This is a genomic window from Frigoribacterium sp. CFBP 13707, assembly GCF_014842245.1.
Lineage (GTDB): Bacteria > Actinomycetota > Actinomycetes > Actinomycetales > Microbacteriaceae > Frigoribacterium > Frigoribacterium endophyticum.
The window spans coordinates 77,503-89,193 of record NZ_JACYVL010000004.1; the positions used below are offsets into that span (position 1 = coordinate 77,503).

11 protein-coding genes are annotated in these 11,691 nt (G+C 74.6%); 6 read left to right on the forward strand and 5 right to left on the reverse strand.

What is annotated here, in order from left to right; translation table 11 throughout:
- The first annotated feature begins 57 nt into the window (after window positions 1-57).
- The 4 genes from IFT45_RS09780 to IFT45_RS09795 all read left to right on the forward strand — a co-directional run bounded on the left by IFT45_RS09780 (window position 58) and on the right by IFT45_RS09795 (window position 3,824).
- Window positions 58-678, forward strand: coding sequence for a superoxide dismutase (locus IFT45_RS09780; RefSeq protein WP_056058344.1), 621 nt, complete (start codon window positions 58-60; stop codon window positions 676-678).
- Window positions 679-892: 214 nt separating this feature from the next.
- Window positions 893-2,233: a sensor histidine kinase gene (locus IFT45_RS09785; RefSeq protein WP_192127925.1), complete on the forward strand. Its 1,341-nt coding sequence runs from the start codon at window positions 893-895 to the stop codon at window positions 2,231-2,233.
- Complete coding sequence (locus tag IFT45_RS09790; protein WP_167261061.1) at window positions 2,230-2,901, forward strand: response regulator transcription factor; 672 nt, start codon at window positions 2,230-2,232, stop codon at window positions 2,899-2,901. Before IFT45_RS09785 ends, IFT45_RS09790 begins: the two co-directional genes overlap by 4 nt.
- The gene (locus tag IFT45_RS09795) at window positions 2,898-3,824 is read left to right on the forward strand and encodes a hypothetical protein (protein ID WP_192046496.1); all 927 of its coding nucleotides are present in this window, start codon (window positions 2,898-2,900) and stop codon (window positions 3,822-3,824) included. Before IFT45_RS09790 ends, IFT45_RS09795 begins: the two co-directional genes overlap by 4 nt.
- Before the next feature lie 169 nt (window positions 3,825-3,993).
- Here IFT45_RS09795 and IFT45_RS09800 read toward each other — a convergent pair whose 3' ends face one another.
- Window positions 3,994-4,647: a ScbR family autoregulator-binding transcription factor gene (locus tag IFT45_RS09800; protein ID WP_192127927.1), complete on the reverse strand. Its 654-nt coding sequence runs from the start codon at window positions 4,645-4,647 to the stop codon at window positions 3,994-3,996.
- Between the two features lie 48 nt (window positions 4,648-4,695).
- On the reverse strand, window positions 4,696-5,607 hold the full coding sequence (locus IFT45_RS09805) for an EamA family transporter (protein ID WP_192127930.1): 912 nt from the start codon (window positions 5,605-5,607) through the stop codon (window positions 4,696-4,698).
- Between the two features lie 291 nt (window positions 5,608-5,898).
- Here IFT45_RS09805 and IFT45_RS09810 point away from each other — a divergent pair, with 291 nt between their 5' ends.
- Window positions 5,899-6,999, forward strand: coding sequence for a glycoside hydrolase family 6 protein (locus IFT45_RS09810; protein ID WP_192046494.1), 1,101 nt, complete (start codon window positions 5,899-5,901; stop codon window positions 6,997-6,999).
- Window positions 7,000-7,053: 54 nt separating this feature from the next.
- On the opposite strand, the gene IFT45_RS09815 is transcribed toward IFT45_RS09810, so the two are convergent.
- Window positions 7,054-7,470, reverse strand: coding sequence for a MerR family transcriptional regulator (locus IFT45_RS09815; protein ID WP_192127932.1), 417 nt, complete (start codon window positions 7,468-7,470; stop codon window positions 7,054-7,056).
- A 96-nt stretch (window positions 7,471-7,566) separates the two neighbouring features.
- On the opposite strand from IFT45_RS09815, the gene IFT45_RS09820 reads away from it, so the two are divergent.
- A complete protein-coding gene (locus IFT45_RS09820) occupies window positions 7,567-9,078 on the forward strand; it encodes a SulP family inorganic anion transporter (RefSeq protein ID WP_371810953.1) in 1,512 nt (503 codons plus the stop codon).
- Window positions 9,079-9,698: 620 nt separating this feature from the next.
- On the opposite strand, the gene IFT45_RS17840 is transcribed toward IFT45_RS09820, so the two are convergent.
- Together IFT45_RS17840 and IFT45_RS09830 are read right to left on the reverse strand one after the other, a co-directional pair.
- Entirely contained in the window at window positions 9,699-10,811 is a 1,113-nt protein-coding gene (locus tag IFT45_RS17840) for a C40 family peptidase (RefSeq protein WP_192127934.1), read from the reverse strand.
- Between the two features lie 126 nt (window positions 10,812-10,937).
- Window positions 10,938-11,561, reverse strand: coding sequence for a DUF1992 domain-containing protein (locus tag IFT45_RS09830; RefSeq protein WP_167261047.1), 624 nt, complete (start codon window positions 11,559-11,561; stop codon window positions 10,938-10,940).
- Between the last annotated feature and the right edge of the window lie 130 nt (window positions 11,562-11,691).

The following is an 11,691-nucleotide window of genomic DNA, read 5'->3' on the forward strand; positions in this document are numbered from 1 at the left end:
CTGCAGGTGCACGGGGGTCGTACGGTGGTGGCAGACCCCCAGCGAAAGGACTCCCCCATGGCTGAGTACACCCTGCCCGACCTCCCCTACGACTACTCCGCTCTCGCGCCGCACATCAGCGCGCAGATCATGGAGCTGCACCACTCCAAGCACCACAACACGTACGTGACCGGGGCGAACACGGCCAACGCCGCCCTCGCCGAGGCGCGTGACAAGGGCGACCTCGCCAACGTCAACAAGCTCGAGAAGGACCTCGCGTTCAACCTCGGCGGCCACGTCAACCACTCGATCTTCTGGACGAACCTGACCCCCGAGACCAGCGAGCCCGTCGGCGACCTGCTCGAGGCCATCGGCCGCGACTTCGGCGACCTCGAGAAGTTCAAGGCGCACTTCACGGCCACCGCGCTCGGCGTGCAGGGCTCCGGCTGGTCGGTGCTCGCGTACGACGTCATCGGTCAGCGCCTCAGCGTCTTCCAGCTCTTCGACCAGCAGGGCAACGTGCCGTTCGGCCTCGTGCCGCTGCTGATGCTCGACGTCTGGGAGCACGCCTACTACCTCGACTACCAGAACGTCCGTGCCGACTACGTCAAGGCCTTCTGGAACATCGTGAACTGGGAGAACGTCGCGCAGCGCTACGCCGCCGCGACCACGAAGACGCAGGGCCTGCTGACCTTCTAGTCGCACCCGCTGCCTCACCAGGGCCGCGCCTCCCCCGTCAGGACGGGCCGGGGGCGCGGCCCTGTCGCGTGCGGCCCCGTCGCGTCCGGCCTCGCTCGCCCCTGGGGACCACCACCCCTCGCCGTCCCTCCCCACCCCCCGGGCATGCGCCTCCGGGATGAACCTGACCCCCGGGAGGCGCGGCGCGGCCCGCCCCTCACCTAGCCTTCTGCACATGATCGACGTGAGGCGGTGGGGACGGCACGCGGTCGCCCCGGCCGCGGCGACCGTCTACTTCGTGTTCTGGGTGGCGGCCTCCTGGGGCCGCGGCGGCGTCGCCGACAACAGCGTCGTCTTCGGCCTGTTCGCGCTGGCCATCGGCCTGTCGTGGTGGATGCCGTCGACCGCCCTCGCCCTCGTCGTGGTCGTGCCCGTCCTGCAGCTGCTCGGCCTCGCCGAGGCCCCCGGGCAGGACACCTGGACGGCCTACGTCGCCGTCGCGCTCGTGATGGCCTTCGTCGCCGTCCGGCCCTCGCCGTGGCTGCGCCTCGCCGCGCTGCTGGTGGCGGGGGTGACGGCCGGGCTCGCCGCCTGGCTGCTCACCGTGCCGACGCTGACCCGGCCGCAGAGCTGGAGCACCTGGGTGGGCGCCGGCACCGCGGGCCTCCGCATCGAGTTCTCGCTGCTGATGGCCGCTCTCTTCGGCGTGTTCGCCGGGGCGTGGGCGATCGGGGTCGCGTTCGCGAGCATCCGCCGGGTGGTCGTCATCCGCGCGGCGCTCGAGGCCACCGAGACCCGCTTCGAGGCGGCCGACCTCGAGCTGCGGCTCGAGCAGGAGCGCGCCCGCATCTCGCGCGACGTGCACGACGCCCTCGCGCACTCGCTCGCCGTCGTCGTGTCGCAGGCCCAGGGGGCGATCGCGCTGCGGGCCACGCGCCCCGAGGCCGCCGACGCCTCGCTCGCCACGATCGCCGAGGTCGGCCGCACGGCGCTGCTCGACGTGCGCCGGCTGGTCGAGCGGATCACGCACGACGACGACGTGACCGCCCCGCGCCAGACCCTCGCCGACCTCGGGGTCCTCGCCGCCGCGATGCGCGAGGCCGGCATGGAGCTCGACGTCGTCGTCGAGGGGACGCCCGCCCTCGCCCCCTCGCAGGAGCTCGCCGTCTACCGCATCGTGCAGGAGAGCCTCACGAACGCCCTGAAGCACGCGGGCACGACGAGCACGGTCGCGGTCGTGCTCGACCACCGCGGCGAGGGGCTGTCGCTCTCCGTCCGCTCGCGCGGGCGAGGCTCTCCGCTCGTCGCCGCCCGGGAGGGTCGCGAGGGCGGCGCGGGCGTCCGCGGCATGACCGAGCGGGCACGGCTGGCGGGCGGCTGGCTGACGGCCGGCCCGGCCGACGACGGCGCCTCGTTCGAGGTGACCGCCTTCGTGCCGTCACGGGGTGAGCGGGCCGCGACCACCGCCTCCCCGGCGCCGACCTCCCCCGGGCCGCCGCCTCCCGGCCCGGGCTCCCGCGACCTGGACTCCCGCGACCTGACCACGCCAGACCTGACCGAGAAGAGCACCCCATGATCCGCGTCGCCGTCGTCGACGACCAGCCGCTGTTCGCCAGCGGGCTCGAGATGCTCATCGAGGCGCAGCCCGACATGGCCTGCGTCGGCACCGCCGTCGACGGGCGGCAGGCGCTCGAGCTGGCGGCGCGCACGAGCCCCGACGTCGTGCTGATGGACCTGCGCATGCCGGTGATGAACGGCCTCGAGGCCACGGCCCGGCTGCTCGAGGGCGTCTCGCCCGACGAGCTGCCGCGGGTCGTCGCCCTGACGACGATCCAGCGCGACGAGGCCGTGTACGGGGCGCTCAAGGCCGGCGCGTACGCGTTCCTCACGAAGGACGCCACGCCCGACGAGGTGCTCGGCACCATCAGGGCCGCGTTCGCGGGCGAGCCCGTCTCGACCGCCGACGCCGCGCTCGACGTCGTGCACCGGTACGCCGTGCCCGCCCCCACGCCGCCCGTCGACCCGCTGGCCCCGCTCTCGCCGCGCGAGCGCGAGATGACGCTGCTCATCGCCCGCGGCCTGAGCAACACCGAGATCGCCGCCGAGGCCTTCCTCAGCGAGGCCACGGTGAAGAGCCACGTGCGCGCCGTGCTGCAGAAGCTCGCCCTGCGCAGCCGCGTGCAGATCGTCGTGTTCGCCTACGAGAACGGCCTCGTCTCCGGAGCCGAGCGGAGGCGCGGGTGACGGAGCGCGACCGCGAGCAGGTCGCCAAGCGGGTCACCGCCGTCGCCGTCGCCCTCGTCGTGGCCGGGGTCGTCGTCGCGGGGCTGCCGTCGACCCGGCCCTGGGCCCTGCCGACGACCGCCACGCAGGACCGCTCTTCCTGGGCCATGCCGCTCGACCAGTACATCGGCGTCGGCGACATCCGCTTCGGCTACGCGCAGGAGCTGATGATCGAGAAGTGCCGTACCGACGAGGGCGGTGACGGCTCGCGGGTGCCCTGGCGAGACGTCGACGCGGCGACCACCGCGGCCGAACGCCAGCCGACGCGGGCCTTCGACCTCGACCAGGCCGAGGCTCGGGGCTACCACGTGCCGCCGACCGCCGACCCGGGCGAGGGGGCGTGGCGGGAGTTCGTCCTGAGGCCGGTCTCGGCCGCCGAGAGCGCCGCGAGGGACCGCTGCGTCGACAGGCTGTACTCGGAGCACCCCGAGCTGCTCTCCGGCTACCTCGGGACGGGCACCGGGACGGTCGGTGACATCGCCACCCGGCTCAGCGACGCCGCCTTCCGCGACGCCCGCGACGACGACGCCGTCCTCGCCACCGTCCCCGCGTGGCTCGAGTGCATGCAGCCCGTCGCGGACGCCTCCTGGGAGCTCCCGGACTCCCCGGCGGGCATGCCCACCGACGCCATGGCGGGCAACTTCCGGTCATACGACCCCGCGTCGCCGGTCACCGAGGCCGAGCTCGACGTCGCCACCGCCGACGCCGCCTGCCGCGAGTCGTCGGGGTACCTCGACGCCCTCTACGACGCCGAGTGGGAGCACCAGCTCACCGTGCCCCACGACTACGGCGAGCGCCTCTCGCAGGTCGACACGGGGGCGGTCGCCGCGGCGAAGCGCACGGTCGACGCCGCGCTGGCCCGGTTGACACCGCCGGCTCCCTGAGCTGCCGGCCCGCGCCTCCCGCAGGCCGCGCCGTCCGCACCAGGCGCCTCCCGCAGCCTCCGCTCCCCGCGCCTCCCGCCCTGCCCCTGCCCCCCGCCCGGGGGCCTGTCGAAACCGTCCCGCGGGTATGTAACCTGGGGCACAGAGGGACCACGGCGCCGGGGGGCGCCTAGGGGGCCGAGGGGAGGTCCGTGGGCCTGACCAGCGCGACGAGCGACGTGGTCAGGCTCTCGGACCCGGGGGCCGCCATCCACGGCAGCAGCACCGAGAGCAGCTGCGCGAGCCGCTCGAACACGTCGGCCCGCCCGGTCGTCGCCCCGGAGAGGGTCTGCACGCCCGTGTAGGCCCCGACGAGCAGGTGCGTCGCGGCGTCGACGTCGAGGTCGGCGCGGAAGGCGCCCTCGTCGACCGCTCCGCGGATGAGCCGGCCCATCTGGTCGAGCCAGTCGAGGTACGGCGGCGCGACGGTGAGCGCGCGGTCGGGCACCTCGGTGGTGAGGCGGATGCCCGCCGTGATCGTCACCTCGCGGGTCAGCTGGGTCGCGAGCGACGCGCACGACAGCACGATCGCCTCCGCGCACGAGCCGGCCACGGCCGAGACCCGGTCGGCGTAGGCGCGCGCCAGGCGGTGCTGCTCGGCGATGACCGCGTCGGCCAGCGCGGCCTTCGACGGGAAGTGGAAGTACAGCGCGCCCTTGGTCACGCCCGCCGTGTCGGCGACGACGTCGAGCGACGTCGAGCCGTAGCCGCGCTCGTCGAAGACCTCGGCGGCGGCGTGGAGGATCGCCGCGCGCGTCGCTCGGGCACGCTCTTGCTGGGGCACGGAGAGACACAGTACCGGCGGCCCCCGGGGTGTGACGCCCGCCCGCGGTCAGGCCGCGGGCGTCTCCGGCAGGGCATGGGTCGCGGGTCGGCCCCGGCGCGGAGCCCGGCTGGCGTACAGCACGCCCCCCACGACGGCCACGCCCGCGACCACCTCCACCGCGTCGGGCACCTCGTCGAAGGCCGCCCACGACGCGAGCACCCCGACCACGGGCACGAGCATCGAGAACGGCGCGACCGTGCTCGACGGGTACGCGGCGAGCAGGCGGGTCCAGAGGCCGTAGCCGAGCACCGTCGCGACCAGCACGACGTACAGCAGGCCGACGACGCTCGGCAGGGCGTCGAGGGTGCCGACGGTCGCCAGGCTGCGGCCGATGCGCCCGGGCCCCTCGACGGCGAGCGAGAGGGCGAGCATCGGGATCGGCGGCACGACCGACATCCAGAGCGTGAGCCGGAGGGGGTCGGGGGCGGCCGCCCGCCGCACCGCCACGTTGCCGAGGCCCCAGCCGAGCGCACCGCAGAGCACGAGCACGACGGGCAGCAGCGCCGCCACCTGGGCCCGGTGCACCGCGATCACGGCGAGGGCGAGCACCGCGACGCCGATGCCGATCGCCTGGCGCCGGGTGATGCGCTCGCGCAGCCAGAACGCCGCGATCACGACGGTCGCCGGGGCCGACGCCTGCAGCACGAGCGACGCGAGGCCGGAGGGCATGCCCGCCGCCATGCCGAGGTAGAGGAAGCCGAACTGGAGGATCCCCAGCCCGAGGCCGACGAGCAGCAGGCTGCGCCACGGGATGGGCGGGCGCGGCACGAACAGCAGCGTCGGCACGGCCAGCAGCGAGAAGCGCAGCGCGACGAGGAAGATCGGCGGGAAGTGCTCGAGCGCCAGCGCCGTCATCGGGAAGTTCACGCCCCAGCAGACCGCGACGACGAGGGCGAGGAGGCGGTCGCGGGGCGTCATCCGGCCAGCCTGGCCGAGCGGGCGGCGGGGGCGCCAGCCGACGCGCTGGTCGTCCGGCCGAGCAGGCCACCGGTCGGCGGGCGGCCCTGCCCGGGCGGTGCCGCGAGCGGTGCCGGGCGCTCGCACCGCGCCTCCCGCAGGCCCCTGCCGACCGCGCCGGCGAGCCCGGCCCGGGCCCGGGGGACGCCCGCGGTCCCCCGTTCGGCTGCCTGTGCCCGAGGGCCCCGCCGTGCTGTCATGGGGGACCACCAGCGTCGGGCCGTCGACGAGCGTGCCCGGGAACAGGCTCCGATGTCGACCACTCCCCGCGCCGCCCTCGGCCCCCGCGCCGCCCGGGCCGCCCTCGGCGCGGTCGTCGCCGCCGCGCTGCTCGCCCTCGTCGGCTGCACGTCGTCCGCCGACCGCGGCGAGGGCGACGGCGACGCCGACCGCGACTCCGCCTCGGCCACGCCGACCGCCGCGCCCGACCGCGTGACGCGCGAGACGATGCGCACCGCCCCGACCGACCTCGTCTTCCCCGGCGGGCTCGCGGTCGAGCCGGGCTCGCTCGCCTCGCGGGCGCAGGCCGAGCTCGACGCCGCGGGCCAGCCCGGCCAGGCCGACGCGGCGGGCGTGATCGCGGCGCAGCCCGTGGCGATGTGGATCGGCGACGGCTACGACGACGAGCAGCTGGTGAAGGTGGTCACCGACTTCCTCGACGCGGCCGACGCCCAGGGCGCGACGGCGGTCTTCGTCACGTACGCCATCCCCGACCGCGACTGCGGCAACTACTCGGCGGGCGGGCTCACGGTCGACGAGTACCCGGCGTGGAACCGCACCATCGCCGAGACGATCCGCGGCCACGACGCCGTGGTGATCGTCGAGCCCGACTCGCTCGGCATCCTCAGCCGCTGCCCCGACCTCGTCGAGGAGAGGCTGCCGCTGCTGCGCCAGGCCGTCGAGGACTTCGCGGCGGCCGGCGTGCCCGCCTACCTCGACGGGGGCAACTCGAACTGGGTCGACGCGCAGACGATGTCGGAGCGCCTGCTCGCCGCCGGGGTCGAGGACGCCCGCGGCTTCTTCACGAACGTGTCGGGCTTCTACCGGGTCGACGAGGAGCGCGCCTACGCCGAGCGCCTCTCCGCCCTCACCGGCGACAGCCACTTCGTGATCGACGTCTCGCGCAACGGCCGCGGCTGGCAGGGCACCTGGTGCAACCCCGACGGGGCGGCGCTCGGGCAGGACCCGCACGTCGCCGGGGGCAGCGGGGGGCTCGACGCCCTGCTCTGGGTCAAGACGCCCGGCATCAGCGACGGCACCTGCAACGGCGGGCCCGCGGCGGGCACCTGGTGGCCGTCGTTCGCGGAGGGCCTCGTCACCCGCCGCGTCGAGGACGAGGGCTCGCAGCAGTAGCCGCGGGGCCGGCCGGGACGTCGAGAGTCGCGGGCCGGGCCCGGTGCACCGGCGTCAGCGGCTGCGCAGCAGCTCCAGGAACTCGTCGGCCATGCCGAGCTGGCGCTCGAGGCGGGCTCGTCGCTCGACGGTCTGCTCGATGAAGGAGTCGAGGCGGGCGCGGACGGCGGCGACGTGCTCCGGGGAGCCCTTCGCGCCTCCCTCGGGGCCTGCCGCGGTCGCGGACTCGAGGTCGGCGACGACGCGCAGCAGCTCGGCCATCTCGTCGAGGGAGAAGCCGAGCGGCTTCATGCGACGGATCACCATGAGGCGCTGGAAGTCGGCCTCGGTGTAGAGCCGGAAGCCGCCCTCGGTGCGGCCGGTGGGGGCGAGCAGGCCGACCTCGTCGTAGTGGCGGATGGTGCGCAGCGACATCTCGGCGCGCTCTGCCAGCTCGCCGATCTGCATCATCGGCTGGTCGACGTCGCTCATGGGTGGCCCATCTCTACCCTCACGTGAGGGTAGGGTTGATCGTACGGCAGGGTCGCCGTGCGCCCCCCACTCTTCCAGACTCTCCTCAGGAGCCCCGTGACGTCTCCCGCCTCCCCCTCCTCCGTCGTGCCCGTGCACGCCGACGACACCGTGCTCGGCGTGCTCCGCTCGCCGCGCCTGCTCACGAGGGAGGCGCTGGCCGGCATCGTCACCACGCTCGCCCTCGTGCCCGAGGTGATCTCGTTCTCGGTCATCGCGGGCGTCGACCCGATGGTCAGCCTGGTCTCGTCGGTCGTGCTCGCGATCGTCATGTCGCTGCTCGGCGGCCGCCCGGCGATGGTGACGGCGGCGGCCGGCTCGGTCGCGCTGGTCGTGGCGCCGCTCGTGCAGCAGCACGGCGTGGAGTACGTGCTGCCGGCGGTGCTGCTGGCCGGGGTGATCCAGGTCGCGTTCGGCACGGCGGGGCTGGCGCGGCTGATGCGGTTCATCCCGCGGTCGGTGATGATCGGGTTCGTCAACGCGCTCGGCATCCTGATCTTCGTGGCACAGGTGCCGCACGTGGTCGACGTGCCGTGGGTGGTCTACCCGCTGTTCGCGCTGACCATCGCGATCGTCGTGCTGCTGCCGCGGCTGACGAAGGCGGTGCCCGCACCGCTGATCGCGATCGTGGTCGTGACGGCGATCGTGGTGTTCGCCGGGCTGAACGACGTCCACACGGTCGGCGACGAGGGCCCCATGGGCGGCGGGCTGCCCGGGCTGACGCCGTGGCTCGTGCCGGTGTCGCTCGACACGCTCGTGATCATCCTGCCGACGGCGCTCAGCGTGGCGTTCGTGGGCCTGATGGAGACGCTGCTGACGGCCAAGCTGGTCGACGACATCACCGAGACGCCGTCGCACAAGGGCAAGGAGTCGTGGGCGCTCGGCGTCGCGAACATCGCCGCGGGCTTCTACGGCGGCATCGCGGGCTGCGCGATGATCGGGCAGACCGTCGTGAACGTGAAGATCGGACGGGCCCGGACGAGGGTGTCGACCGTGGTGGCCGGGCTCTTCCTGCTGCTGCTGGTGACCGGGTTGAGCTCGGTGATGGCGCGGATCCCGATGGTCGCGCTGGCCGCGGTGATGATGATCGTGGCGATCTCGACGGTCGACTGGCACAGCGTGAAGCCGTCGACGCTGCGGCGGATGCCGCTGCCCGAGACGCTCGTGATGGTGGTGACGGTCGTCGTGGTCGTCGCGACCGGCAACCTCGCGATCGGCGTCGCGGTCGGCGTGCTGCTGGCGATGGTGCTGTTCGCGCGGCGGATCGCGCACGTGATCCGGGTCGAGCGGATCGTCGACGCGCAGAGCGGTGCGGTGCGCTACGACGTGGTCGGGCCGCTGTTCTTCGGCAGCAGCAACGACCTGGTCGAGCACTTCGCGTACCGCGACGACCCGGCCTCGGTCGTCGTCGACCTGAGCCGGGCCCAGGTGTGGGACGCCTCGAGCGTCGCCGCCCTCGACTCGGTCGAGACGAAGTTCGCGGCCCACGACGTGGCGGTGGAGTTCGTCGGGCTCGACGACCGCAGCCACGCCTTCCGCTCGAGGTTGACGGGGCAGTTCGGGGAGTAGGCCGGGGAGGGGGGGCAGGTCGGTCGGGCGCTCCCCGGCGCGAGCCGCCGGCGCGAGCCGCCGGCGCGAGCCGCCGGCGCCGTCCGCCGTGGCGGACCCGCTCGGCGAGATCTCGGAGAAGTGGTCCCTGGGATCGCTGATCCACTCCAGAGTGGAGGAGCAAGCCTGCCTCTCGCCCCACACCCACCCCGCTGCTCCACTCCAGAGTGGAGGAGCGAGCCTGCCTCTCGCCCCACACCCACCCCGCTGCTCCACCCCAGAGTGGAGGAGCGAGACCGGTGACCTGCGGACACGGTGACACGGCGGGGTGAGGCGGGTCCTCGTCCTCCTGGGCGGGTCGGCGCCGACCCGCCCACGACGACACGGACCCGCCGGACCGACCGCGACAGCGCTCGGGAGGACGCGCGTTCACGGCTGAGCTCCTCCACTCCAGAGTGGATCGACGAATCTGGGGCGTCACATCCGGACGGCGAGCTCCTGGCAGCCCAGCTCGCGGCGATGAGGCCGACCGCCAGCAGACTCACGCCGCAGCGCGGGCGCCAGGAGACTCACGCCCCGGCGCGGGCGACCCACGACGGACCCGCACAGCAGCGCGGGCGGGCGGGGTGGCGGGACGGACCCTAGGCGCCGATGCGGACGAAGTGGTGCGGCTGGTCCCAGATGGGGCGCACCGCGACGAAGCCGCCGGGCTTGGGCGCGTCGAGGATCATCCCGTTGCCCGCGTAGATCCCGTCGTGCGCGAGGTTGTCGAAGACCACGAGGTCGCCGGGCACGGCGTCCTCGGCCGAGACGCGGGTTCCCTCCGCGTCCTGCGTGGGCACGTAGTGCGTCAGCGAGATGCCGAACTGCGAGTAGACGAACGTGATGAGGCCCGAGCAGTCGAACTTCGTCGGGTCCTCGCCGCCGTGCACGTACGGGGTGCCGATGTACTGCATGGCGACGGCCAGCACCTGGTCGCGGTCGAGCGTCGGGTAGAGCGGGTCGGCCAGGTAGCTCTCGGTCGTGCGGCCGTCCCACACCGAGGTGCTCGCGGCGGCGGAGTTCAGCTTCACCTGCGTCGCCAGGTCGACCAACGACGTCGCCGAGTACGCGTCACGGCTCATGTCGGCGTCGATCACGTCACCGTCGACGGAGAGGCTCTGCGATGCTCCCCGCGCCACCGACGCCCCGGGGCCGGCCGCGACGGCCTGGGCTCCCTGGTCGGCGCTCGCGAGCAGGGGCAGCGTGCCGCTGGCGGCGAAGCCGATCAACGCCGCGACCACCGAGACCTTCTTCACGACGGCACCGAGACGACGAGCCGCGGGGGCAGGGGCGGGGGCGGGGGACGTAGGTGCAGCAGCAGCGCTCGGCACCGCAGCACGCCGGCCGGAGGCGCGGGTCGAGTCCGCGGCGCGGCTCGCCGACGCTGCCCTGGCCGACACGACCTTGCGGCTCACGCCCGCGGTCGGGGCCGCGACCGGCTCGCCGGCGAGCTCCGCCGCCTGGGCGGCGACGGCGTCGGCACGGGCGGCCGAACGGCGACCGCGGAGCAGCGGGCCGGTGGCCGCCTCGGAGGCGGCGACGAGGGCGTCCGACTGGACGAACGAGGCCCGGCAGGTGGTCGGCAGCACGGCGGCCTGGGCCCGACGGCGGCCCCGGGGCCGCAGCAGCGGGGCGTCTCCGCCTCCGGTGGTCGACGCGTCGCGATCCGAGTGCTCGGTGCCCGACAGGTCGGCGGAGGCGGTGCTCGTCACGCGGTCGGTCCTCTCGGTCACTCGTCGGGAACACTCGACCCTATCGCCGGAGCGCCCTCGGCACGAGTCCTGGGAGCACACCGGCCTCCCCGCTCACGCGGGTGAGCCGTCGGCCCCTCACCCCCCTCACCCGCTCGGGGCGGGCGGTTCCGGGGGCTCGACCCGCGACTCCTCACGGCGGCGTCGCAGCTCGCGACGGAGGGCCCGGCGCTCCCGCCAGCTCGGCGGCGGCGGGGCCGCGGCGGCCTCGGCGGCGGCGGCGTCACGACGGGCACGACGACGCTCGTGCCAGCGCAGCACCTCGTCGTCGACGTCGCGCGTGGGCGTCACGACGGGCGGTCCGCCGGTCAGCTGGCGGCGGGCCTCGACGATGCGGGCGTTGTAGTCGTCGACGTGGGCTCGCACGGCGGCCTCGCTGCCGAGCCGGTCGAGGGTGTCGTCGAACTCGGCGTGCTCGGTGCGGAGCGACAGCGCAGGAGGCGCCAGCCCGGTGAGCCCTTCGCGCTCGATCAGGCCGCGGATCCACCAGTCGGGGTCGACCGTGTCGCCCGCGAGGCCGGGCAGCGGCTTGCCCGCCAGGGGCAGGTCGTCGAAGTCGCCGCGCGCGACGGCGACGTCGATCGCGGTGCGGGCCCAGGCGCGCATCTCGGCTGCGGTGCGGGTGTCGCGGGGGGCGTCCTCCGCGGGGGCCTCCCCCTCGACGCGGTACCGCGCAGCGTTGATGCGCGGGTCCGATCTCTCGCTGGCCATGCCGACGAGGGTACGCCGCGCCTCCGACGTCGTCCGGAGCCCGTCCGGAGCCCGCCGAGTGGTCACGAACTGCTGCTCCGAGGGCCCGGCGACGACAGTTCGCGACCACTCGACCGGGAGGCCGAGGACC